Here is a 23,338-nt window from a genome sequence, read left to right on the forward strand (position 1 = left end):
TCCCCTTGTTCCCGCCGCGCCCGTCTTTCGCAGCCGCGCGGCCCCATTATCCACGCCAACACATATTGGCCCGATAGGGACATAATGATCCTGATTGGAAAATTGTCAAACAGGAAATGAAGATCGACGGGTTGGGCGGGTTTCGAGGTCGGGTTTGGGGTGGTTGAGCTGTCGCTTGTTACGTCGTCATCCCGGGCTTGACCCGGGACCCGCCTTTCTTCTTTCGACGCTAGTTCAAAGAAAAGGCAGGCCCCGGGTCAAGCCCGGGGGTGACGGATGTGGTTTACGCGAATGTCGCCTGCCGGCCGATAGCCGCCCCGCGGTCGTTTCTACTCCGCCTCGCGCGGGTCACAGCCCTCCACCACCGCCGGATCGACATCGCCGCCCAGATTGGCGGCGATGCGTTCGAGCATCGCGTCGAGCGCGGCAATTTCGGCGGTGCTGAACCCGGCCAGCGCATCGGCATCCTCGGCGGCCCCGATCGCCGCCAGCTCGGCGAGCAGCGGATCGATCGCGCCGGTCAGGTGGATACGATAGGCACGCCGGTCGGCGGGGTCGGCGCGGCGTTCGAGCCAGCCCGCCTCGGCCAGCCGGTCGATCGAGCGTCCGACCGTCACTTCGCCGACTTCGAGCAACCCGGCAATCTCGCGCTGCGTCGCGCCGGGAAAGCGGCGCACGCACGCGATCGTCCGCCATTGCGCGCTGGTCAGCCCGGCGCCCGCCGCACGGCGGTCGAAGCGCAACCGCAACAGGCGCGACAGCTTCATGATCCGCATGCCCAGCGTCTTGTCGCCCTCTGCTTCCACGCCCGCCTCCCTTCGATCTTCCGTGTCGCAGCCGCGCCCGCGCGGCGCAAGAGGGCGAAACGCCCGGACTGTGATGACTGTCACCCCGCCGCCACCGGTTTCGGACCATATCCCCGGCAACAGGGTCGACAAGGAAAGACAGATGCGATTGCGCCATTATCTCAAGCTTTTGCCGCTGCTGCTGCTGATCCCCGCGACCGCCGCCGACGCGCGGCTCACCGGCAAGGCGGGCACGCAGGCTCCGTCGATCCCCGTACCGCCGCTGCGCGAAAGCTGGCGCTATCGCTGCGATGCCGAACGGGTGCTGGCGGGCGGGACGGTGAGCCTGACGCGCCTTTACACCGATGCGGGAAAACTCGACGGCGGCGACTTCATGCGCTGGACCCCGGCCGCCTATGATCCGCAGCGGCCGCAGCGACCTCTCGATCTCGAACTTTCCTATATCTGGGACCCCGCGCGCCAGCCCGCGATCGAGCCCCGCGCGATCGAGGTGAAGCTCCGCGTCGGGATCGACGACGACCTGCCCGAGGTCGCGCTGATCCGGATGCAGCGCCCTTTCCCGGTCGAGCCGCACGGCATTATCGGCAGCACCGCGCTTTCGACACAGGTCTTCCCTTACGCGGCCTATGATATGCGCAATGGCCATGGCGAACTGCCGCTCGGCGACCTCCTCGCCTACGCCGAGGGCTATGACGCACTGGATTGGACGCTTGTCCGCCCGTCCGACCGGCTGGGCGGAGACGCCGAACTCGCGCGCGGCACGATCGACATCGCGGCACTGCGCGAAGCCGTGACCGCGCTCCCGACGCTGCGAACCATGCTCGCGGCGAAGACCGCCGAGCCAAAGACGCGCTGCGAACGCGTGCTATGGCCCGAACATATCCTCTATTGAGCGCGCTGCGCGCCGATCAGAAGCCGAAGCGGATCGTCGCGCGCACGTTCCGCGGTTCGCCATAGACATAGCCGTCGAACCACAGATTGTTGTTGAAATAGCGCTTGTCGAACAGGTTGTTGACGTTGACCTGCAGCTCGACATGCTCGCCGAGCGCATAGCGCGCCATGGCGTTGACGAGCAGATAGGCGGGTTGGCCGACCGCCACATCTTCCTTTGTCGCCGGATTGGGCGCGGTCTTCGGCGGGGTGCTTTCCCAGCGCAGCGAGCCGCCGAGGCTCAGCCCGTCGAGCGCCCCGCCGAAGTCATAGCGCGTCGCCATGCGCAGCACCCGCCGCGGATGGTGCGCCTGCACTGCAAGGCCGTCGATATCGCGCGCCGAAAATTCGCTCCACCCGAGGTTGAGATCCCAGCCGGGCAGGATCTCGCCCGCCAGTTCGGCCTCATAGCCCTTCGACACCGTGCCCATCGCGGGACGGAAGGCGGGGTCCTCTGTGCCGGGAACCTTATGCGGGAAATCCACCACCGCGAAATTGTCCTGCTCGATGCGGAACACCGCCGCCGAGGCGCGCAGCCGACCGCCCAGCCATTCGCCCTTCAGCCCCGCCTCATAATTGGCGCCTTCCAGCGGCGGCAGGTAATCGCCGTTGCGGTCCTTGGCCGTCTGCGGGTTGAAGATGCTGGTATAGCTTGCATAGGCCGACAGATTGTCGGTCACGTCGAACACCAGCCCCGCATAGGGGGTGAAGCGGTGGTTGTGGCGGATCGTATAGGCCTCGGGCGTATAGAGGGCGACATCTTCGCTCCGCTTGTACCAGCTCAACCGTCCGCCCGCGATCAGCTTCAGCCGCGCGCCGAGTTGCAGCCGCGTCGCGCCATAGACCGCATATTGTTCGGTCGTGCCGATCCCGCTCATGTCATAGCGCGGACCCCACGTCGGCTCGGGATAGACATTGCCGTCCCATTCGTTGAAATCCTTGATCGGCGCGACGCTGGCGGCGTCGGGATCGCGGTTGGTCCAGCCGGTTTTCAGATGGCTGTACATGCCGCCGACGATCAGTTCGTGGCGCTGCCCGAATAGGTCGAACCCGCCCTTCACCGTCGCGCTGCCGTGCCACTGCTCGGGCTTGCTTTCGTACCAATAGGCCCAGGGATTGATCCCCGCGCCGGTAACCGGATCGGGATAGCCGTCGGTCCACAGCAGCTTCGATTCTTCGAACTGCTGGTGATAGCTGACGTCGCCGCGCAGCGTCCAGTCGCTGCCCAGGCGCTGCTCGACCGTCAGAAAGGCCGTCTTTTCGACCGTATCCCACAGGTTCCACCGTGCGCCGGTCGTCTTCGACCGCGGCCAGTTGGTGCGCGACCCGTCGCTGTACCAGTAGGGAAGCTGCCCCCACAAAATCCCGTCGCGATTGTCGCGCTGGTAACTCGCGCCGATGCTGACGCGCGTGCTGTCGCCCAGATCGGCGTCGATCACGCCATAGAAGAGGTAACCGTCGCTCTTCTCGAGGTCGACGAAGCTCTCCTGCGTATAATATTGCGCGACGAAGCGGCCGCGCACCGACCCGTCCTTGGTCAGCGGCACCGTGACGTCGCCGGTCGCCGCCATTCGCCCCCACGATCCCGCCTCAAACTCGAAGCTGCCGGTCAGCAAACGCGAGTCCGCGTGCTTGCGGACGAGGTTGATCGTCGCCGACGGCTCGCCCAGCCCCTGCATCAGGCCGTTGGCGCCGCGGATCACCTCGACCCGGTCGTACAGCGCGCTGCTGTTTTCCTCGAGCCCGATATTGCCGGTGGCAAAGGGCGCGCCATCGAGCTGGAAATTGCTGATCTCGAAACCGCGCGCCGCCAGCATGTTGCGGCCGCGGTCGACCGCTTTGACCGAGACGCCGGTGGTATAGGAAAGCACGTCGGCGATATTGACCGCGCCCTGATCCTCGATCTGCTCGCGGGTGATGACGCTGATCGACTGCGGCGTCTGGCGCGGCGACAGCGACAGGCCGGTGGCCAGCGTGTTGTCCTCTTCGCCGCGGCCATAGACGACGATCTCGTCCTTGCGCTCCTGATCGTCCGCACCCGCATCGCCTTCGGCCGCGATCGCGCCTGCCGGGAGGGCCAGTGCGCCTGCAAAAAGCGCCAGCGCGCTCGTCGCAGCGGTCAGCAAGCGATGCATTTTCATCATAATCCCCTTTTCGAACCGGCACTTCCGCGCCCGCCGCCGATGCGGCGCACGATGTCGGGGCGGGCCCTAGGGGTTAACGCTATTGCAAGTCAATCTTAATTATATCCGGTCGCAGCGCCGTCTTCGCCGCACCGCAAAGGTCAGTCCGGCACCGCCGCCGGCCTGATTTCTCCCGGTCGCAGGTCGACGCGGATCGATGCGCGCGTGCCGGGCTGCGCTCTCGACGGGTCGACCGGGACATAGGAAACCGCCGCCTTGTGCGTCCGCGCGAGAGCTTCGATCAGACGCGTGCCGAGCCCGGTGCCGCGCGCCACGCCGTCGTCCGGCATTCCCGCCCCGTCGTCCTCGACCGCCAGCTCGATCGTCGCGCTGCCCGTCTGGCGCAGCGACAGGCGGATTTCCCCGCCATGATCGTGGGCATAGGCATATTTGCATGCGTTGCTGACCCACTCGTTGGCGATCATGCCCAGCGCCACCGCCTTGTCGGTGGCGACGCGGACGGGTTCGACCGCAGCGGTGACCCGCCGGACACCCGCGCCGTTCGACCAGGTTTCGGACAGGTCGTGCGCCAGTCCTTCGAGATAATCGTCCATCGCGACGAATTCGACGTCGTTGGTGGTATAGAGGCGGCGGTTCACCTGCGCGACCGTCGCGATCCGCTGCTGCGTCTTTTGCAGCGCCTCGCGCGCGCCGGCGTCGGCGAGGCTTTTCGACTGCAGCGCAACGAACGACATGATCATCTGGAGGTTGTTGGCGACCCGGTGGTTCACTTCCTTGAGCAGCGCCTCGAGCCGGGCGTTGCTGGCGCGTAGCTCGGCCTCGGCAGCTTCACGGCCCCGGCGGAGCTGCGCGCGGTCGAGCACCTGATCGAAGCTCGACGCGAGCAGGTCGAAGAAATCCTCACCGACCGATTTCACGACATAATCGTCGGCGCCGGCCTTGAGTGCCGCGACCGCGATCCGGCTTTCCTCGGACCCCGTGACATAGACGATGGGCGGGCAATGGGGCAGCGCGCGCAGCGCCTCCAGCGTCGCAAGGCCGTCCTGCCCGGGCATATACATGGTCGACCGCGATCAGGTCGAAGGCCGCCGCCTGCGCCATCTCGACGCCCTCGGCGCCGCTCGCCGCGAGGCTGACCTCGAAGCCCTTGCGCGCAAGCGCCCGCGCCGCAAGCCGGCGCATGCCCTCGTCGTCGTCGATATAGAGAATGTGGGTCAGCGCGGGTCTCAGGCCGGATCGGGATCGGGGACCTGGATCACCGACAGAAACAGGCCGAGCTGGCGGATCGCGTCGGCGAAATTCTCGTAGTTCACCGGCTTGGTGATATAGACGTTGCAGCCGAGGTCGTAGCAGCGCTGGATCTCGACCTTGTCGTCGGTGGTCGTCAGCACGACGACGGGCGTCCGGCGCAGCGGGCTATCGTCGGCCTTCAGCTTCGCGAGGATGTCGGTCCCGCTCATGTCGGGCAGGTTGAGGTCGAGCAGCACGAGCGCCGGCCCGTTGCGCACCGGCCCCTCCGCCGCGTCGTACAGGAATTCCAGCGCCGACGTGCCGTCGAGGAAATGATGGATCGCGTTCGATATCCCCGCGCGGCGGATATTCTTCTCGATCAGGCGGGCGTGTCCCTCGTCATCCTCGATCATCACGATATTGACGGGTTTCTGGTCAGGCATCCTCTTCTCCGCTTTGCCATTCGAGTGGCAGGATCAGCCGGAAGGTGGACCCCACACCTGGTTCGGACTGGATTTCGATAGTACCGCCGAGGCGATAGGCAAGCGCACGGGCGTGCGCAAGCCCGATCCCCTCGCCCGGCTGGTCCTGCTGGCCCGAACGGCGGAACAGGTCGAACACCCGTTCATGGTCGCGCGGTTCGATGCCGCGGCCATTGTCGGTCACCGCGATCCACGCCCGCCCCAGATCGGCACCGCCGCTCATGCCAATGACCCCCGCACGGCCCGGTTGCAGATATTTGAGCGCATTTTCGATCAGGTTCGACAATATCTGCTCGACCGCCAGCCGGTCGTTGACCACCACCGGCAGCGCGCCGACCGCGACATCGGTGCCGGTTTCGTCGATCCGGTGCTGCAGGCTGCCGACGATCCCCTCCACCAGCGCGGTCAGGTCGAGCCGTTCGGGCGCCAGCGTCCGCCGCCCCTGCCGCGACAGGTTGAGGATGGCATTGATCAGCCGGTCCATTTTCTGTGTCGAAGTGCGGATGAAGCCGATCGACTCGGGCAGATCCTCCTCGATCGCCAGCCGCGTCGCGGGATCGGGCGCGCCCCACCCGTCGGCCTCGCCCTTGGCGAGATAGGCGGTAATCGCCTGCCGCGCCGTTTCCAGCTCGGCGGTAAAGCCCATCACATTGACCAGCGGCGAGCGCAGGTCGTGCGAGACGATATAGGCAAAGCGCTGAATCTCGGCATTGGCGCGCTTGAGCTCGCCAGTGCGCGCCTCGACCAGCTCCTCCAGCCCGTCGTTGAGCCGCCGCAGCTCGAGGCGCGAGGTGCGCAGCTCGACAAGGTTGCGCCGCACCAGCAACAGCGTGACCGCCGCCACGACCACGATCAGCAGCCCGGTGACGATCAGCAGCGTGCTGAACAAGCGCTGCGTCCGCTGCTGCCGCTGCTCGCGGTCGCGGAGCAGCGCGAACTCGTCGTTCAGCATCGCCTCGACCACAGCGCGCGAGGCGCGCACCTCCAGCACCCCCTTGTCGGTCCCGAACCCGGCGAGCAGCGCCTCGCGGTCGGCGCCGCGCAGCCCGAGCGTCTTGCGATAATGGGCGCCATAGGTGTCCAGATGCGTACGCAGCCGCGCCACCCGCGCCCGCTGCTCCGGATTGTCGGCGATCAGCCGCGCCAGCGCGTCGAGCTGCGCGCGCGACCTTTGCTCGGCCTCGGCCATGATCGTCGCAAATTCGGGGTTCTGGGTCAGGATCAGGCCGCGGCGCGCGGTCTCCATGCGCTCGACCGCGCTCGCATAGGCGCCCAGCCCCGCCTCGACCGCCAGCGTGTGCGCGACCAGCCGCGCGTCGGTCTCATTCTGCCGCTGGACATAGAAAGCGACGCTCGCTGCCGCGAGCATCGCCGCAAAGCCCACCGCGAGCAGCACGATGATCAGGCGGTTCGCGCGCGTATCCCGGCCGAGCGAGGACAGTCTGGTCGATTCCATATTCTCCCAATGCCTTGCGAAGCCCCGCCCCGCAAGCATCGGCCGGCCGCCCCCGTCGCCCTGAATTGATCTGGGTTATAAGTTCGCACAAATGGCGGCTTGCCGCGGGTGGGCTTACCGCGAGGGAGAGCGCGGCGCCGGGAGCAAGCCAGCGTCAGGGGGCCGGAAACGGCCGGTTGCGGACCTTTCCCTCTTCGTCACCCCGGACTTGATCCGGGGGCCATGACTTCGCCGCCGCAGTGGATCCCGGATCAAGTCCGGGATGACGAAGCGTGGGAACGCGGTCTATTTCCTCCGCGCCTCCGCGTCTCCGCGCGAACCAACTCCCCCACCCCCTTGCATTTCCCCGCCCCCGGCGTAAGGCGGCGCCAACATAAACCTGCGCGTGCGACTCCCGCTGGCCCCGCTCTCCCGCTTTGCCACCGGACGGTCATTCCCCGCCGCGCCAACATGGGGACTGCAATCCTATGACGACCACGGGCAACGACACGCTGGCTACCCGCTCGACGCTGAGCGTCGGCGGCAAGAATTACGCCTACTACTCGCTCGACAAGGCCGCGGCGAAGCTCGGCGACGTGTCGCGCCTGCCCTTTTCGATGAAGGTGCTGCTCGAAAATCTGCTGCGCTTCGAGGATGGCGGCTTCACCGTCTCCACGGACGACGTGCAGGCGCTGGTCGACTGGCAGAAGGACCCGCATTCGAACCGCGAGATCCAGTATCGCCCGGCGCGCGTGCTGCTGCAGGATTTCACCGGCGTTCCCTGCGTGGTCGACCTCGCTGCGATGCGCGACGCGATTGCCAAGCTCGGCGGCGACACGACGAAGATCAACCCGCTCGTCCCCGTCCACCTCGTCATCGACCACTCGGTCATGGTCGACGAATTCGGCACCCCGAAGGCGTTCGAGCAGAATGTCGAGATCGAATATTATCGCAACGGCGAGCGCTACGACTTCCTGAAATGGGGATCGAAGTCGCTGTCGAACTTCAAGGCGGTGCCTCCGGGCACCGGCATCTGCCACCAGGTCAACCTCGAACATATCGCGCAGGCGGTGTGGTCGAGCGACGACGGCGCGGGTGAGACCGTCGCCTATCCCGACACCTGCGTCGGCACCGACAGCCACACGACGATGATCAACGGCCTTGGCGTGCTCGGCTGGGGCGTCGGCGGGATCGAGGCCGAGGCCGCGATGCTCGGCCAGCCGGTCAGCATGCTGATCCCCGAAGTCGTCGGCTTCAAATTCACCGGAACGCTGAAGGAAGGCGTCACCGCGACCGACCTCGTGCTCACCGCGACGCAGATGCTGCGCGCCAAGGGCGTCGTCGGCCGCTTCGTCGAATATTTCGGCCCCGGTCTCGCCTCGCTCAGCCTCGCCGACCGCGCGACGCTCGCCAACATGGCGCCCGAATATGGCGCGACCTGCGGCTTCTTCGGCGTCGATGACAAGACGCTCGATTATATGCGCCTGACCGGCCGGTCGGAAGAGAATATCGCGCTGGTCGAGGCCTATGCCAAGGCGCAGGGCTTGTGGATTGTCGAGGGCGCGGCAGACCCCGTGTTCACCGACACGCTCGAACTCGATCTTGGCACCGTCGTCCCGTCGCTCGCCGGGCCGAAGCGTCCGCAGGACCGCGTCTCGCTCCCCGAAGTCGACGATGTGTTCAACGCCGACATGGCAAAGGTCTATAACAAGACGCAGGAACGCGTCGCCGTTGAGGGCAAGGATTTCGACATCGGCGACGGCGACGTCACCATCGCCGCGATCACCAGCTGCACCAACACCTCGAACCCCGGCGTGCTCGTCGCCGCGGGGCTCGTCGCGAAAAAGGCAGACGCCTTCGGGCTGAAGCCCAAGCCGTGGGTCAAGACCTCGCTCGCCCCGGGATCGCAGGTGGTCACCGACTATCTCGAAAAGGCCGGACTGCAGAAGCATCTCGACAATATCGGCTTCAACCTCGTCGGTTATGGCTGCACGACCTGCATCGGCAATTCGGGGCCGCTGGCGGAGCCGATTTCGAAGGCGATCAACGAGAACGGCCTCGTCGCCGCAGCCGTCATCTCGGGCAACCGCAACTTCGAAGGCCGCGTGTCGCCCGACGTGCGGGCCAACTTCCTCGCCTCGCCGCCGCTCGTCGTCGCCTATGCGCTCAAGGGCACGGTGATCGAGGATTTCACCACCACCCCGATCGGGCAGGCCGGGGACGGTCAGGATGTCTTCCTCAAGGATATCTGGCCGACCAACCAGGAGGTCGCCGACGTGATGGCCGGGGCGCTCGACCGCGGCATGTTCGAGGCGCGCTACGCCAATGTCTACAAGGGCGACGAGCACTGGCAGAAGATTTCGGTCGAAGGCTCGGACACCTATCAGTGGCGCGCCGGCTCGACCTATGTCGCCAACCCGCCGTACTTCGAGGGCATGACGATGACTCCGGCGCCGGTGTCGGACATCGTCGACGCCAAACCGCTCGCGATCCTCGGCGACAGCATCACCACCGACCACATCAGCCCCGCAGGCTCGATCAAGGCGGACTCGCCGGCCGGAAAATGGCTGATGGAACATCAGGTTAGCAAGGCCGACTTCAACAGCTACGGCGCCCGCCGCGGCCACCACGACGTCATGATGCGCGGCACCTTCGCCAACATCCGCATCAAGAACGAAATGGTCCCAGGCATCGAAGGCGGCATGTCGCGTTACGGCGAAGAGGTCATGCCGATCTATGACGCCGCGATGCGCCACAAGGCCGACGGCACACCGCTGGTGGTCATCGCCGGCAAGGAATATGGCACCGGCTCGTCGCGCGACTGGGCGGCGAAGGGCACCAACCTGCTCGGCGTCCGCGCCGTGATCGTCGAAAGCTTCGAGCGTATCCACCGCTCGAACCTCGTCGGCATGGGCGTGCTGCCGCTGCAGTTTCTCGAAGGTGACACGCGCGAAACGCTGGGCCTGACCGGCGACGACACCTTCACCATCACCGGCGTCGCGGATCTGAAGCCGCGCCAGACGGTCACGGTAAACGTCACCCGCGCCGACGGCTCGACCTTCAGCTTCGACACGCTCTGCCGCATCGATACGGCGAACGAGGTCGAATATTATATGAACGGCGGCATCCTGCACTACGTGCTGCGCAAGCTCGCGGCGTAACAGATAAAGGGCGGCGGCGATGATTGGCAAATTGCTTTTCCTCGCCGCCGGCCTGCTGATCGGGCTGCTCCTCGCGCGCTTCCTGCGCGGCGGCGGGCGCCGCGACCTCACCGCACCGCCGCCGGCGCGCCCGCCGATGCCGCGCATCGGCGAAGCACGGATCGACGATGCCCGGATCGACGACGAGGAAATCCGCGAATTGATCCGTCAGAACCGCAAGATCGAGGCGATCAAGCGGCTCCGCGACCAGACCGGCCTCGGTCTCAAGGAAGCGAAAGACGCGGTCGAGGCGATCGAAGCCCGGATGCCGCGCTAGGCGCGCTCACCCGAAAAGGACAGGTTATGGACGCGCTGGGACTGGCGATCGAAGTCATCGGCTGGTCGGCCGCGGTGGTGATCCTCGTCGCCTATGTGCTGCTGTCGCTCGGCAAGCTCGAGGCGCGGAGCTATCTCTATCAGTGGATGAACGTGATCGGCGCCGCCGGTTTCATCCTCAACTCGGGCTATAACGGCGCGATCCCGTCCGCCGTGCTCAACGTGATCTGGGCCGGGATCGGCCTTTTCACCATCGGCATCGTCTGGCGCGCACGCCGGACGCCGCTGGCGCACTAGGGTCCGTACTCAATTGCAGCACCGCTGTAATTGAGTACGGACCCTAAGGCTTCGCAGCCTCCCCCTTCCACGCCGCGACCTTCGCGCGGGTGTCGGCGAGCATCTTGTCCAGCGCCGCGCGGTCGTGCACCTGCCCCCGCATCACCACCGTATCGATCGCGCGCGTTGCTGCGATGTCCTGCAGCGGGTTCTGGTCGAGCAAGACCAGATCGGCCGCCATACCGGGCTTGACCGCACCATAGCGGTCGAGCCAGCCGAACCAGGCCGGTCCGGCGCGCGTCGCCGACTCCAGCGCCTGCGCCGGGGTCAGACCTCTCTTCGTGAACAGATCGATTTCGTCGTGCAGCCCGAAGCCCGGATAGTTGAAGCTGTTCAGGAAGCCGGCATCGGTTCCCGCGATGATCGGAACGCCGGCCTCTGCGAGCATCGGCAGCACCTCGCCCACCGCATCGCTGTGCGCATGGCGCGCCGCGATCGCCGCCGCGTCCGCCTTGGCAGCACGCTCGATCCGCCAGTCATAGGTTTTGCGCAGCTTCGGACCGATATAGGCGAGCCCGGCATCCTTGCTGTGATCGTCGCGGTCGAGATAGTCGAGGATGCGGCTGCCGTTGAGCGTCGGGGTGACATACACGCCTTTCGCGGCAAAATCGCGATAGGCGGCCATCGCGACATCGCGGTCGAACCCCGCACCGAGGAGCCGGTTCGCCTCGGCGCGATCGATCCGCCCTGCCGCAAAGTCGGCGGCGATCGCGGCCTCGTCCTTCGCTCCCGCATTATAGGCATAGTCGAGATGCTCGATCGAACTGATCCCCGCATCGACCGCCTGCTCGACCGTCAGCGCCATCGGGATATGTCCCGAGGTGCGGAGCCCCAGCGCCTTCGCCTGCCGCAGCGCATAGAGGAACAGTTCGGGTTTCAGCGTATTGTCGGTAATCTTGACGAAATCGACCTTGTCGCGGTTCTTCAGCTGGTCGAGCGCCGCATCGACATCGGCCTCGCTGCCGACCTCGATCGTCCCCTTCCATACCGGCGCGATCCCCTCGATCTTCGCGCCCGAGGTCAGCAGGCGCGGGCCGAACAGGCTGCCGCTCGCGATCTCGCTGCGCCATGCGAGCACCTGATCGGCAAGGTCGCCCGAACAGTCGCGGATCGTCGTAATCCCGTTCGCGACATAGAGCGGGAACAGCGCCCGGTTCTCCTCGATCAGTTCGGGTCCGCCACCGAAATGAACATGCATGTCCCACAGCCCGGGAATGAGATAGCGCCCCTCGCCCTCGATCGTCCGTGCCGCACGCCAGTCCTTCGCGACCCCGGCATCGTCGCCGACCGCGACAATGTCGGCGCCGCGCAGCACCACCGCCTGTTCGGCAATTGTCTTCGCGCCCTCGACATCGACGACGGTGACATGGCGAATGATGACATCGCCTTCCTTCGCCCGCGCAAGCGCAGCGGGAGAAAGAACGAGCAGCGCGGACGCAAGGGTAGCAAGCAGACGTTTCATCGAGAGGCCTTTCGGATCGGGTCCAACCCATAACGCACCGGGCCACGGCTGCCCAGCAGCGCGGCAAAAACAACCGAGCCTGCTCCCGGCCCGCACATGCCGTACGCTCATCATCGCCATGAGCCATCGGTCTTTGCGGCCCGACCGACCGCCAATTAGGCTCGCCTCCCGCCGGCGACCGGCCGGATCAGCGAAGGAAGGACCCAGCGCCGATGGACGCTGCCCGCATGGAGATCGAGGCCCTCGAAGCCGCCCGCGCCCGGGCGATCGCGGCAGGCGATCTCGATCGGCTCGCCGCGATGGTGACCGGCGACTATCACCATGTCGATGCCGACGGACAGATACGCGACAAGGCAGGCTATCTTGCCGCGATCCGCTCCGCCGCCGGCCGCTATCTCGACTATCGCCTGCGCGACAACCGGATCGAGGTCTCGGGGACCGTCGCCTGGGTGCACGGCAGTTTCGACAACAAGTTCGAAGCGGCGGACGGCTCCCTCAGGTGCAAGGTCGCGCGGCACATGCGCCTCTATCGGTTCGAAAATGGCAATTGGCGCAATTTCTATCATCAGGGCACTTTGATCGCGGCGGCCGAATGATCTCGCTGCGAAGCCCGAAAATTGACGCGCGCCGTGCAGCCGCTATCAGATTTGCGGATCGGGGTGCGAGGAACCCGGACCGACGGCGGCCGGATCTGTGAAGGTGTGCGCGATGGAACTCAGGCAGCTGCGCTATTTCAAGGCGGTCGCCGACGCGTCCAGTTTCGTCCGCGGTGCCTATTATCTGAATGTCGCGCAGCCCGCGCTCAGCCGGTCGATCGCCAAGCTGGAGGATGATGTCGGACAGGCGCTGTTCGTTCGCCACAACAAGGGCGTATCGCTGACCGACGCCGGCGAGCGCTTCTACGAACGCGCTGCCGCCATCCTCGAATCGGTCCGCCAGCTCGGCGACGAAATGGCGACCGAGGGCGGCGACTTCTCCGGCATCGCCACCCTCGGCGCGCCGCAATCGATCCACAACAAGCTGTTGCTCCCGGTGATGACCAGCTTCCTCGCGCGCTACCCCGAGTGCCGCGTCGATCTGGTGCAGGGATCGAGCTCCTATCTGCGCGACAAGGTCGCCGACGGCGATATCGATGTGGCGCTGGTTTCGAGCATGCCCGAGGCCAGCGGCGTCCTGATGACCCCGCTCGTCGATGAAAGCTTCTGCCTGATCTGCCCGAAGGAACGGCTGGGCGATTTCGGGGCGAGCGTCGACGTTCCCGACCTCGTCGGCCTGCCGCTGATCCTCGTCGGCTACCCGAACAGCATTGTCGACAAATTTCAGGAAACGCATCCCGAACACGCCGCCAAGCTCATCGTCCGCAGCAAGGTGAACAGTTCCGCGCTCATGAGCGACCTTGTCGAACGCGGTGCGGGTTTCGGCATCGCGCCGAGCTGCGTGATGGCACCCCAAGGCCATTCCTCCGTCGGCTTCGTCCCGATCGAGGGCCTGCGCACGTCATGGGCGATCGCCACCCACTGGAACCGGCAGGGATTCAAGGCGATTTGCGAGATACAGGACATGCTCGTCGCCTTGTGCGACGACCTGCTGGCGCGCGGCGAATGGCCGACGGCCGAAAGCAGGAGGGCCACCGCTGCCTAGCCGGACAGGCCGCATGCCCCCCAGGCATATGTCCGATGAAAACTCAGTCTTGGACAGGCAGCGCCCACGGTTCCTATGCATGACAATAAGGTGACACGGCAGGCTTTTGCGGTGATGACGCTGGGAGATCGGGCCATGGAACAGGCCATTGCTGAGACAGTCGCGCTGCGCTGCGACGAAAACGGGCGCGGCGAACCGCTTATCCTGCTGCACGGCAGCAACGCCGATCGCCGCCAATATGCGAATTTCATGCCGCTGCTCGGCGAAGGCATTCGCGCGATCGCGACCGACCAGCGCGATTCGCCCGACAGCCCGTGCGCACCCGAGCCTTACAGCATGGCGGACCATGCACACGACCTCGCGCATTTTCTCGACGAGCGCGGGATCGATCGGGCCCATGTCTTCGGCGCTTCCTATGGCGGGGCGGTCGCAATGACCTTCGCGATCCTCTATCCCGACCGCGTCAAGAGCCTGATATTGGGGGTGACCGGTTCGGAGCGCTCGCGCTTTCACGCCCCCGATCTCAGCGCGCTTCGCAACGACGATCCCGATGCCGTCCGCCGCTTCATGATGGAAGCGGTGATCAGCCCCGAGGCGATCGACAACGAGCCCGATCTCGTCGCCGAAATCAACGACGTCCTGCTCATCCGCGAGCCAGAGGCCTTTGCCCGGCGCGCGGCCGCCATCGAAGCGCATGATATGACCGCGCGCCTCGGCGAAATAACGGCGCCGACCCTTGTTCTTGCCGGCGAGCATGATCCGATCGCGCACGCCTCAGAAGCCCGCGAAATGGCCGCCGCCATTCCCGGCGCGCGCTTCGAGATGCTGGCGGACAGCCGCCACGGCATCACCCTTCAGCATCGCGAACGCACCGCAAAGATGGTCCGCAACTTCGTTCTCGCCAACGGCCGGGAGGTGGCAGCATGAGCCGGAAGCGCAAAGCCCTTGTCAGCGGCGCCAGCATCGCCGGTCCGACCGTCGCCTACTGGCTCGACCGCCATGGCTTCGACGTCACCGTCGTCGAACGCGCCGACGCGCTGCGCAGCGGCGGCTATGCCATCGACATTCGCGGTACCGCGATCGATGCCGTCGACCGGATGGGTATGCTGCCCGAACTTCACGAAGCGCATATCCGCACCCGCCACTGGCGTTTTCGCGGCCCGCGCGGCGTCATCGCGAGCATCCCGATGGAGGATATCACGGGCGGCATCGCCGGCCGCGACGTCGAAATTCCGCGCGGAGTGCTCGCCGAGATTCTCTATGCGCGGACCCGCGACAACATACCCTATCGGTTCAACGACTGCATCGTCGCGATGAACGAAGACCGGGACGGTATCGACGTCACCTTCCGCAGCGGCCTCGAGGAACGCTATGATGTCGTCATCGCCGCCGACGGCCTCCATTCGACGACGCGCGAGCAGGCCTTTGGTCCCGAAAGCCAGTTCAGCAGCTATCTGGGCTGCTGTTTCATCGGCTTCACCGCGCCGAACAGCTTCGGCTTCGATCACGAACTCAATATCTACAATGTACCGGGTCTTGCCGCCGGCGCTTATGAAACCGGCGCGGAACGGATGAATTGCCTTTTCGCCTATCGCCGGCCGGAACCTGCCTCGTCCGAATATGCCGACCTCGACGGCGTTCGCCGCGATATTCGCGCGCGCTATGCCGGACAGGGCTGGATCATTCCCGAGCTTCTCGACGCCATGGACGCCGCCGACGATCTCTATTTCGATTCGATGATGCAGATCCATATGCCGAAATGGTCGAGCGGCCGTGTCGCCGTCGTCGGCGATGCGGCGTACGGGCCGTCCTTCTTTTCAGGACAGGGCACGAGCACCGCGATCGCCGGCGCCTATGTCCTCGCGGGCGAACTCGCCGCGCATGACAGTCATCAGGGAGCCTTCGACGCCTACGACCGCGAAGCGAGAAAATTCATCGAGGACAATCAGGCAACGGCCTATGGCGGCAGCGACCTGATGGTGCCGCCGACCCGGCTCAAGCTCTGGAAACGCAACCGCATGATGAATCTGGCGCCGATCCTCACCCGCCTCGGCATGATGCGGCAGGAAGAGCGCGACATCAACAGCTCGCTGAAATTGAAGGATTATACGCCGCTGACCAAGGCGCAGGCGGCAGCCTGACGGCGCGGCCCCAAGGCCGCCCCGCAAGGAAGCACGGAACGAAAGTCATTCGCTGCGAGGTGACTCGCGGCACGGGAAACCATTGCCCGCGTCAAGACGGGCGGGAACGACGACAACGAGATAAAGGGGATGGAGTTATGCACGTTCGAAAGTTGATCCTGACCGGCTCGGCCGTGGCGGCGCTCGTCGCTCCAATGATGGCAGTGACCTCGGCGCATGCGCAGGAAGCGACGGAGCAGGCGGAAGAGCAAGGCGATCCGAACGAGATCGTCGTCATGGCGCGCAAGCGCGCCGAGCGGCTCATCGACATTCCCGAAACCATCGCGGCGATCAGCGCCGATACGATCAAGGATGCCGGCATCGCCTCGCTCGAGGATGTCGGCCGCCAGACGCCGAACATCGTCCTCAACCGGCGTCAGGATAACGAACCCAATGTGGTCATCCGCGGCGTCGGCGGCTTCGGCAACACCCAGGGCGTCGGCTTCTATGTCGACGACGTCCAGAATTTCACCGACCAGTCGGCGTCGATCGAGGATGTCGAGCGTATCGAAATCCTGAAAGGCCCGCAGGGCACGCTCTATGGCGGCAGCAATATCGGCGGCGCGATCAAATATGTGCTGAAGCGCCCGACCGACAAATTCGGCGGCGAAGCCCGTATGGAATATGGCAGCTTCGACACGATCAATGCGTTCGGCGCCGTAAACCTCCCTGCAGGCGAGGCGTTCGCCGTCCGCGTGTCTGGCTATTACAACCACACCCGCGGCTTCGTCGCCAACACCTTCCGCGGTGGATATGCCGACCGCAGCACCGAATGGGGCACGCGCATCGCGATCGGCTGGCAGCCGACCGACAATCTCGATATCCAGCTCAGCTATCGCCATAACGAACTCGCCAACGGCGGCAACGTCTATACGACCGCGACCGAACGCCCCGACGGCAGCGCCATCTATCGCCGTACGATCGAACTCAACACCGATGTCGAGAACCGGAAGCGCGTCGACGGCGTCATCTTCAGCCTTGCCTATGACATGGGGCCGGTCGAACTCACCAATGTAACGTCTTACACCCGCCGCAAGGTCAACTTCGCTTGGGATCTCGATTACAGCGCGGCCGATGCGGTCGTCGCCTTCAATGGCGACCGCAACACGGCGAAGGTCTTTACGCAGGAACTCCGCCTCGCCTCGACAGGGACTAGCGACTTCGACTGGCTCGTCGGCGCCTATTATTCGTCGGTCGCCGACCGCGGCATCACCAACAACGCCGACCTGTACCTCGGCCCCGATGCCGGCGGGCCGGTCTTCATTCCCGATTTCAACAATGGCGAATCGAGCGAAAAGCAATATGCGCTGTTCGGGACCGCCAATTACCGGATGGGCGCTTTCCGGATCGGCGCCGGCGTCCGCGTCGGCCGCGTCGAGTTCAAGGGCACCGACAACAACATCCCGATCACCGTGCCCGTCAACGAAACGGTGGTGCTGCCGAAGATCACCCTGTCCTACGACGTCGCTCCCGATGTCATGCTCTACGCCAACTATGCGCTCGGCACCGAACCCGGCCGCGTCAACCTGATCAGCGGGACCGCTGGCGCCTATCGTTCGGAAACGGCCTCGGCGTTCGAGGCGGGCATCAAGGGCACGACGCTCGACCGCACGCTGACCTTCGAACTCGCGGGCTATTACATCAACTACAAGCGCCGCCAGTTCGAAACGCAGATCGTCCTGCCGAGCGGCGTGATCACCGAGGAAGTGGCAAATATCGGCCGCTCGGTCAGTTGGGGTTTTGAAGGAGGTCTGACCTATCGTCCGGTCGACGGTCTCACTCTCTCGGGCTCGGCGGGCTACCTGAATTCGAAGTGGAAGGACAAGAACGCCCTCTACTACCTCCAGCCCGTCGACGGCCTCACCGTTCCCAACGCCCCCGAATTCACCGCCAACGCCAGCATCGACTACAAGATCCCGGTCGGCAGCGACCTCGAGATCGGGCTGCGTGCCGACTATAACCACGTCAGCAAATTCTACTGGAACATCAGGAACACCGCGAACCAGCCGGCTTATGATCTGGTCAACCTCCGGGCGTCGATCGGCGATCCCGAAGGACGCTGGGAGTTCGCGGTCCGCGCCGAAAATGTGTTCAACCAGAAATATTTCAACGAACTGACGGCGGACGTGTTCACGGTCGGCGAAGCACTCGCGGTGCCGGGTGCTCCCGCCCGCGTCATGGCGTCGCTTTCCTTCAAGATGTGAAGCCGCGCGGCCGGGCGTCATGCCCGGCCGCACCCCGTCCGCCAAACGAAGCGGGCGGCAGATACAGACCAGCAGCGCTCCGACAGCCGATATGTTTCAAGGAATCCCTCCCCATGACCGAATTCACCACGCGTCCAGAACTCAGCGGCACCTTCGGCGCCGTCGCGTCGACGCACTGGATCGCGAGCGCGGTCGGAATGCGGTTGCTGGAGGCCGGCGGCAATGCGTTCGACGCCGCGGTGGCGGCGGGCTTTACGCTGCAGATCGTCGAGCCGCACCTCAACGGCCCGGGCGGCGACGCGCCGATCCTCGCCGCGCGCGCAGACGACGCGCAGCCGACGGTCATTTGCGGACAGGGTCCTTCGCCGTCGACGGCAACCATCGCCGCTTTCGACGAACGCGGCCTCGAAATGATCCCTGGGACCGGCCTGCTCGCCGCCTGCGTTCCGGGCGCGTTCGGCGCATGGATGACGCTGCTTCGCGATTTCGGAACGCGGTCGCTGCGCGAGGTCATCGAGCCCGCGATCTATTATGCACGCGCCGGCCACCCTTTGCTGGGCAACGCGGCCGATGCGATCGCTTCGGTCGCCACGCTGTTTGCCGACGAGTGGATCAGTTCGGCGGAGCTCTACCTTGGACGCGGCGGCGTCCCCGCGGCGGGCTCGCTCTTCCGGAACCCGGTGCTGGCGGATTTTTACGAAACGCTCATCGATCACGCCGAAGCCGTATCGGATAATCGCGAGGCGCAGGTCGAGGCGGCGCTCGCTTACTGGTATGACGGACGCGTCGCCGAAACGATCGACCGCTTCATGCGCACCACCGAAGCGATGGACACCAGCGGTCGGCGTCACCACGGCCTGCTCAGCGGCGCCGACATGAACGGCTGGCGGCCACCGGTCGAGCGACCGATCAGTATCGACCACGGCGATTACCGGCTGTTCAAATGCGGCGCATGGAGCCAGGGACCGGCTTTGCTGCAGGCCATCCAGATCCTGAAGGGCACCGATATCGGCGCGATGCCGCCCGAATCCGCCGACTATGTCCATATCGTCGGCGAAACGCTGAAGCTCGTCATGGCCGATCGCGACGCCTGGTACGGCGACGCCATTCCGGACGGCGTGCTCGAAGAGCTGCTCAGCGACACCTATGCCGCGGAAAGGCGGACGCTGATCGGCAGCGCGGCAAGCCACGAATTGCGCCCCGGATCGCCGCTCGGCTTGGCGCCGCGCATTCCGTCGCGCCGGCAGAAGACGGCGAGCGCCGGCGTGGCCGGCGGCGGCGAACCCACGATGGCGCGGCCGCTCGAAGTCAACGCGCTGCAACGCGGCGACACCTGTCATGTCGATGTCGTCGACAAATGGGGCAATATGATCTCGGCGACGCCCTCGGGCGGCTGGCTCCAGTCGAGCCCCGCGATCCCGGGTCTCGGCTTCGCGCTCGGCACGCGGATGCAGATGTTCTGGCTCGACGAGGGCTTGCCCGGGTCGCTCGCGCCGTCGACCCGGCCGCGCACGACGCTGACCCCTTCGCTCGCCTATCGCGACGGCAAGCCCTATCTCGCCTTCGGCACCCCCGGCGGCGACCAGCAGGAACAATGGTCGCTGCTCCTCTGGCTGGCACATGCGGTCCATGGTCGCCCGTTGCAGGCCGCGATCGAAACCCCGGCCTTCCACACCAATCACATGCTCGCGAGCTTCTGGCCGCGCGAGGCCCAGCTCGGCTCGCTAGTCCTCGAGAGCCGCTTCCCCGCGGCGACAATTGCCGGACTGAAAGCCCGCGGCCACGAGGTCACGCTGGGCGGGCCATGGTCCGAAGGGCGCCTGTCGGCCTGCGCTCTCGACCGGCAGCCCGGCGGATCGCTGCTTCGCGCCGCCGCGAACCCGCGCGGCATGCAGGGCTATGCCATCGCTCGCTGATCGTTCGATCGCGCCGCCGGTCTGTCAGGACAGCGCAGGTACCAGGAACTGGGCGATAATCCTTGCCGCCGCGACGTCGTCATCGGAAAAGCTGCCTTCGGCATCGAGAATGTTGAACGTGCCGAGGCATCGTCCGTCATACAGCACCGGGGTGTTGATCACCGCGCCGAGCCCCATGCCGGCGAGCGTCGCATGATCGTCGAACGCCCAGCGCAGCGCCTCGGCGTCGCGGCCGACATATTGCTCGCCCCGGATCAGGACCAGCTCGCCCCACGGCACGCCGCGCTTCGATTTGCGCCCGCCGACCGGATATTCGGCGCCGGCGCTCGTAAACAGGCGTTCGAGCGCCATCTCCTCGGGATGAAATCGCATGACGGTGCAGAGGCGGTGGCCGATGATCTCGCGTGCGCAATCCGACGCCGCCCCGAACAGGGCCGACGGCGTATGCGAGCCGCGCGATGCGCCAGCCAGGACCGCGAGCGAAGCAAGTAAAGCTTGACTGTTCACGCCATCGTCTCCGTGTCAGTGCGCGGCTGGATCACCCGTTCGCGGGCACCGCAGCGGCAGCCGGCGCCTCTGCCTGCCCCCGCCGGACATAGCGCCGCGCAAGGGCCGAGCAAGCGACGAGCTGCAGCGGGTGATAGAGCATCAGCGGCAACAGGATCGCGCCGAGCGCCGGATTGGCTCCGAAGATGATCTTCGCGATCGGCGCGCCGTTGGCGAGGCTCTTCTGCGAACCGCAGAAGACCGCGGCAATCTCGTCCTCGCGCGAGAAGCCGAGCGCGCGGGCGGTCAGCGTTGTCGCTGCAATCACGGCCAAGAGCATCACGACCACCAGCGCCGCGACGATGATCATCGTCGTCGCCGGATAGCGCGACCAGATTCCCTGCGCGGTCGAATTGCAGAAGGCGGCATAGACGATCAGCAGAATGACCCCGCGATCGAGCTTGGTCACGACCGGCTTATGCTTCGAGACAAAACCGACGAGCCAGCGCCGGAGCAACTGGCCGGCCACGAAGGGCAGCAGCAGCTTGGTCGCAATGTCGATCACCGTATCGGCGAGCGGCAGTTGATGCGCGGTGCCGGCGGTCTGGAGCAGCGCGATCAGCGCCGGCGTGATGAGCATCCCGGCGAGGCTCGACAGTGTGACGTTGAATATCGCCGCGGGAATATTGCCCTGCGCCATCGATACCGTCGCGACCGACGACGAAATGGTGGTCGAGAGCGCACAGAGGTAGAAGAAGCCCAGCCGCATCTCGGGCGCGATAAAGCCCGCCGTGCCGACATAGACCAGCGCGCCCAGCAACGGGAACAGCCCGAAGGTACAGAGCTGGACGACGATATGCAGCTTCCACGCCTGCGCCCCCGCCTTCAAGGCCTGCGGCGACAGGTTGACGCCGTGGAGGAAGAAGACGAGCGCGATGCCCGCCTCGGTAATCGGTCCCAGCGGAATGGGGCCGCCCGAAGCACCGACCCCCGGTGCGACAAGGGCCAACCCGACGGCTGCGACGAGAGCCAGGACGAAGCCGTCGGGAAGAAAGCGCCGGAGGCCGGTATCTGAGGTCTGAGAGCTTGCCATGGCCGGCCGTTAGCACCCCCCCTGCCCCCGGGGCCAAGACTGTCTTTTCATCGCCCGGATACCCGGGGTGAATAGCGATCCGCCCGCGTCACACCTTGTCGCGAAAGCGCGGCAGCAACGTGAAGAGGATCATCGTCACGACCAGCAGCGCCGCACCGGCCCACAGCCCGATCATATAATTGCCGAACCGGTCATAGAGAAAGCCGAGGATCAGCGGGCTGATCCCGGTACCGGCGATGAAGGCAGCATAGAGCCAGCCGAAAGCGCGGGTATAGCCCTCGCGCCCGAAATAGCGCGAGACGAGATAGGCCATGAGGTCGGCCTCGGCACCCAGCGAAAAGCCGATCGTGACCGCCGCGACCGCCGCATAGGTTGCGCCCCAAACCGCCAGCAATGCAAAGCCGGTGACGGCGGCGCACGAGATCAGGATCAGCACGTGCGGCGCGAAGAAGCGGTCGGCCGCAGCCCCGCCGGCAACGCGCCCGACCATGCCCGACAATCCGATCAGCCCCGCCATCGCCGCTGCGTCGGCGCCGCTGAGGCCCGCATCGGTCAGCATCGGCACGAAATGGACGAGCAGCCCGCCGATCGAGAGTGCGAAAAAGCCGAAAGCGCAGAACAGGATGACAAAGATCCGGCGAAGCTGCGGCGCCGGGTAAAGCGGCCCGGTCACCGGCGCGCCCTCGAGCGTGAGCGGAACCGCGGGCGCATTGTCGCGCAGCAGGAGCAGGAACGGTAGCATCGCCGCGATCAACGCCGCGAGCATCAGATAACCGCCGCTCCACCCGCCCCGGTCGATCGCCGCCGACACCAACGGCGGCCCGATCGTCGCGGCAAGGCTCGGACCGAGCAGCGTGATGCCGAGCGCGAGACCCCGCGCCTTGGCGAAATGATTGGTAACGACGCGGGTATAGGCGATCGGCGCCGCCGCCGCGCCGACCGCAGCGATCAATATGTGACCGGCGTAAAGGAGCGCGAGCCCCGAAAGAAAGAAGGCGAGCGCGACATAGAGCGATGAGGCGCCGACGATCGAGAATGCAACCGTCCGCCGGACGCCGAAGCGGTCGATGACCCGCCCAACCACCGGCGAGGCCGCCGCCAGCGCCAGCGTGAAGAGGAGCACTGCCAGCGACAGCTCGGCCCGGCCCCAGCCGAAATCCTTCTCCAGATGCGGAATGAAGACGCCCGCCGTATAGATCGGCAAGGCCGATACGCCGAGGCAGCAGCCGAGCATACCCGCCAGCAGCAACGTCCACCCCGTCCGGAACTCGCCGGTCGCTCCGCGCTCGATCGCCATCGTCACACCATGTCTCCCGTCCCTTGCCGCCGCCGACCGCTTGCCCCGGCCATCATCCCCAGGCGCGACCATGTCCGCGATCCGCAGGCATAGAAAGCGCGGCGGACATATGTCCAAGACCCTTGAGGAATGCGGCCCATGACTATGTTCTATATGACCGGAACCTGCCGATGCGATATGCCCCTTACCGAACAGGCGTCCCCGCGCCGACCGCGCCCGG

Annotated in this window: 19 protein-coding genes; 10 read left to right on the forward strand and 9 right to left on the reverse strand. The window is 65.7% G+C overall.

The window, feature by feature from the left end:
- Nucleotides 1-329: 329 nt before the first annotated feature.
- Nucleotides 330-806 (reverse strand): MarR family winged helix-turn-helix transcriptional regulator, encoded by a 477-nt coding sequence (locus LH19_RS10625; protein ID WP_054727730.1) that lies wholly within the window; start codon nt 804-806, stop codon nt 330-332.
- A 142-nt stretch (nt 807-948) separates the two neighbouring features.
- Between LH19_RS10625 and LH19_RS10630 the strand changes: the two genes are divergently transcribed.
- Nucleotides 949-1,698, forward strand: a complete 750-nt coding sequence (locus tag LH19_RS10630) for a hypothetical protein (protein WP_054727732.1) — start codon at nt 949-951, stop codon at nt 1,696-1,698.
- A gap of 16 nt (nt 1,699-1,714) precedes the next feature.
- Here LH19_RS10630 and LH19_RS10635 read toward each other — a convergent pair whose 3' ends face one another.
- The 4 genes from LH19_RS10635 to LH19_RS10650 all read right to left on the reverse strand — a co-directional run bounded on the left by LH19_RS10635 (nt 1,715) and on the right by LH19_RS10650 (nt 7,048).
- Nucleotides 1,715-3,880 carry a TonB-dependent siderophore receptor gene (locus LH19_RS10635; RefSeq protein WP_082395570.1) on the reverse strand — a complete coding sequence of 722 codons (2,166 nt, stop codon included), beginning with the start codon at nt 3,878-3,880 and terminating at the stop codon, nt 1,715-1,717.
- 140 nt (nt 3,881-4,020) lie between these two features.
- Complete coding sequence (locus LH19_RS10640; protein WP_234716139.1) at nt 4,021-4,941, reverse strand: histidine kinase dimerization/phosphoacceptor domain -containing protein; 921 nt, start codon at nt 4,939-4,941, stop codon at nt 4,021-4,023.
- Nucleotides 4,942-5,106: 165 nt separating this feature from the next.
- On the reverse strand, nt 5,107-5,553 hold the full coding sequence (locus tag LH19_RS10645) for a response regulator (protein WP_054727736.1): 447 nt from the start codon (nt 5,551-5,553) through the stop codon (nt 5,107-5,109).
- Entirely contained in the window at nt 5,546-7,048 is a 1,503-nt protein-coding gene (locus LH19_RS10650; protein ID WP_054727737.1) for a sensor histidine kinase, read from the reverse strand. The genes LH19_RS10645 and LH19_RS10650 overlap by 8 nt, the downstream gene beginning before the upstream one ends.
- A gap of 467 nt (nt 7,049-7,515) precedes the next feature.
- Here LH19_RS10650 and acnA point away from each other — a divergent pair, with 467 nt between their 5' ends.
- Genes acnA through LH19_RS10665 form a run of 3 tightly spaced genes read left to right on the forward strand, consistent with a single transcriptional unit; the run spans nt 7,516 to nt 10,800 of the window.
- Nucleotides 7,516-10,188, forward strand: coding sequence for an aconitate hydratase AcnA (gene acnA, locus LH19_RS10655; RefSeq protein WP_054727739.1), 2,673 nt, complete (start codon nt 7,516-7,518; stop codon nt 10,186-10,188).
- A gap of 19 nt (nt 10,189-10,207) precedes the next feature.
- The gene (locus tag LH19_RS28595; RefSeq protein WP_054727741.1) at nt 10,208-10,504 is read left to right on the forward strand and encodes a ribosomal protein L7/L12; all 297 of its coding nucleotides are present in this window, start codon (nt 10,208-10,210) and stop codon (nt 10,502-10,504) included.
- Between the two features lie 26 nt (nt 10,505-10,530).
- Nucleotides 10,531-10,800 (forward strand): CBU_0592 family membrane protein, encoded by a 270-nt coding sequence (locus tag LH19_RS10665; protein ID WP_054727744.1) that lies wholly within the window; start codon nt 10,531-10,533, stop codon nt 10,798-10,800.
- A gap of 43 nt (nt 10,801-10,843) precedes the next feature.
- On the opposite strand, the gene LH19_RS10670 is transcribed toward LH19_RS10665, so the two are convergent.
- Nucleotides 10,844-12,301 (reverse strand): amidohydrolase family protein, encoded by a 1,458-nt coding sequence (locus LH19_RS10670; RefSeq protein WP_054727747.1) that lies wholly within the window; start codon nt 12,299-12,301, stop codon nt 10,844-10,846.
- A 212-nt stretch (nt 12,302-12,513) separates the two neighbouring features.
- Between LH19_RS10670 and LH19_RS10675 the strand changes: the two genes are divergently transcribed.
- The 6 genes from LH19_RS10675 (at nt 12,514) to LH19_RS10700 (ending at nt 20,242) form a co-directional block, all read left to right on the forward strand.
- Complete coding sequence (locus tag LH19_RS10675; RefSeq protein WP_082395571.1) at nt 12,514-12,897, forward strand: nuclear transport factor 2 family protein; 384 nt, start codon at nt 12,514-12,516, stop codon at nt 12,895-12,897.
- A 112-nt stretch (nt 12,898-13,009) separates the two neighbouring features.
- Entirely contained in the window at nt 13,010-13,942 is a 933-nt protein-coding gene (locus LH19_RS10680) for a LysR family transcriptional regulator (protein ID WP_054727751.1), read from the forward strand.
- A 135-nt stretch (nt 13,943-14,077) separates the two neighbouring features.
- The gene (locus LH19_RS10685; protein WP_054727754.1) at nt 14,078-14,869 is read left to right on the forward strand and encodes an alpha/beta fold hydrolase; all 792 of its coding nucleotides are present in this window, start codon (nt 14,078-14,080) and stop codon (nt 14,867-14,869) included.
- Nucleotides 14,866-16,083: an FAD-dependent monooxygenase gene (locus tag LH19_RS10690; protein WP_054727756.1), complete on the forward strand. Its 1,218-nt coding sequence runs from the start codon at nt 14,866-14,868 to the stop codon at nt 16,081-16,083. The genes LH19_RS10685 and LH19_RS10690 overlap by 4 nt, the downstream gene beginning before the upstream one ends.
- 137 nt (nt 16,084-16,220) lie before the next feature.
- Nucleotides 16,221-18,326, forward strand: coding sequence for a TonB-dependent receptor (locus LH19_RS10695; protein ID WP_082395573.1), 2,106 nt, complete (start codon nt 16,221-16,223; stop codon nt 18,324-18,326).
- A 113-nt stretch (nt 18,327-18,439) separates the two neighbouring features.
- Nucleotides 18,440-20,242 carry a gamma-glutamyltransferase family protein gene (locus LH19_RS10700; protein ID WP_054727762.1) on the forward strand — a complete coding sequence of 601 codons (1,803 nt, stop codon included), beginning with the start codon at nt 18,440-18,442 and terminating at the stop codon, nt 20,240-20,242.
- A 24-nt stretch (nt 20,243-20,266) separates the two neighbouring features.
- Here the strand turns inward: LH19_RS10700 and LH19_RS10705 are convergent, their stop codons facing one another.
- The 3 genes from LH19_RS10705 to LH19_RS10715 form a co-directional block, all read right to left on the reverse strand.
- A complete protein-coding gene (locus tag LH19_RS10705; protein WP_054727764.1) occupies nt 20,267-20,749 on the reverse strand; it encodes a GAF domain-containing protein in 483 nt (160 codons plus the stop codon).
- 31 nt (nt 20,750-20,780) lie between these two features.
- A complete protein-coding gene (locus LH19_RS10710; RefSeq protein WP_054727766.1) occupies nt 20,781-21,821 on the reverse strand; it encodes a bile acid:sodium symporter family protein in 1,041 nt (346 codons plus the stop codon).
- An 88-nt stretch (nt 21,822-21,909) separates the two neighbouring features.
- Nucleotides 21,910-23,118 (reverse strand): MFS transporter, encoded by a 1,209-nt coding sequence (locus LH19_RS10715; protein WP_054727768.1) that lies wholly within the window; start codon nt 23,116-23,118, stop codon nt 21,910-21,912.
- Nucleotides 23,119-23,338 lie beyond the last annotated feature (220 nt).

This window comes from Sphingopyxis macrogoltabida, assembly GCF_001314325.1.
GTDB lineage: Bacteria > Pseudomonadota > Alphaproteobacteria > Sphingomonadales > Sphingomonadaceae > Sphingopyxis > Sphingopyxis macrogoltabida.

What these genes read in the sequence shown, in the direction of transcription:
- LH19_RS10630 (WP_054727732.1), top strand. Translation starts at nt 949, where the DNA reads ATGCGATTGCGCCATTATCTCAAGCTTTTGCCGCTGCTGCTGCTGATC.
- LH19_RS10635 (WP_082395570.1), bottom strand. Translation starts at nt 3,880, where the DNA reads ATGATGAAAATGCATCGCTTGCTGACCGCTGCGACGAGCGCGCTGGCG.
- LH19_RS10640 (WP_234716139.1), bottom strand. Translation starts at nt 4,941, where the DNA reads ATGTATATGCCCGGGCAGGACGGCCTTGCGACGCTGGAGGCGCTGCGC.
- LH19_RS10645 (WP_054727736.1), bottom strand. Translation starts at nt 5,553, where the DNA reads ATGCCTGACCAGAAACCCGTCAATATCGTGATGATCGAGGATGACGAG.
- LH19_RS10650 (WP_054727737.1), bottom strand. Translation starts at nt 7,048, where the DNA reads ATGGAATCGACCAGACTGTCCTCGCTCGGCCGGGATACGCGCGCGAAC.
- acnA (WP_054727739.1), top strand. Translation starts at nt 7,516, where the DNA reads ATGACGACCACGGGCAACGACACGCTGGCTACCCGCTCGACGCTGAGC.
- LH19_RS28595 (WP_054727741.1), top strand. Translation starts at nt 10,208, where the DNA reads ATGATTGGCAAATTGCTTTTCCTCGCCGCCGGCCTGCTGATCGGGCTG.
- LH19_RS10665 (WP_054727744.1), top strand. Translation starts at nt 10,531, where the DNA reads ATGGACGCGCTGGGACTGGCGATCGAAGTCATCGGCTGGTCGGCCGCG.
- LH19_RS10670 (WP_054727747.1), bottom strand. Translation starts at nt 12,301, where the DNA reads ATGAAACGTCTGCTTGCTACCCTTGCGTCCGCGCTGCTCGTTCTTTCT.
- LH19_RS10675 (WP_082395571.1), top strand. Translation starts at nt 12,514, where the DNA reads ATGGACGCTGCCCGCATGGAGATCGAGGCCCTCGAAGCCGCCCGCGCC.
- LH19_RS10680 (WP_054727751.1), top strand. Translation starts at nt 13,010, where the DNA reads ATGGAACTCAGGCAGCTGCGCTATTTCAAGGCGGTCGCCGACGCGTCC.
- LH19_RS10685 (WP_054727754.1), top strand. Translation starts at nt 14,078, where the DNA reads ATGGAACAGGCCATTGCTGAGACAGTCGCGCTGCGCTGCGACGAAAAC.
- LH19_RS10690 (WP_054727756.1), top strand. Translation starts at nt 14,866, where the DNA reads ATGAGCCGGAAGCGCAAAGCCCTTGTCAGCGGCGCCAGCATCGCCGGT.
- LH19_RS10695 (WP_082395573.1), top strand. Translation starts at nt 16,221, where the DNA reads ATGCACGTTCGAAAGTTGATCCTGACCGGCTCGGCCGTGGCGGCGCTC.
- LH19_RS10700 (WP_054727762.1), top strand. Translation starts at nt 18,440, where the DNA reads ATGACCGAATTCACCACGCGTCCAGAACTCAGCGGCACCTTCGGCGCC.
- LH19_RS10710 (WP_054727766.1), bottom strand. Translation starts at nt 21,821, where the DNA reads ATGGCAAGCTCTCAGACCTCAGATACCGGCCTCCGGCGCTTTCTTCCC.
- LH19_RS10715 (WP_054727768.1), bottom strand. Translation starts at nt 23,118, where the DNA reads ATGGCGATCGAGCGCGGAGCGACCGGCGAGTTCCGGACGGGGTGGACG.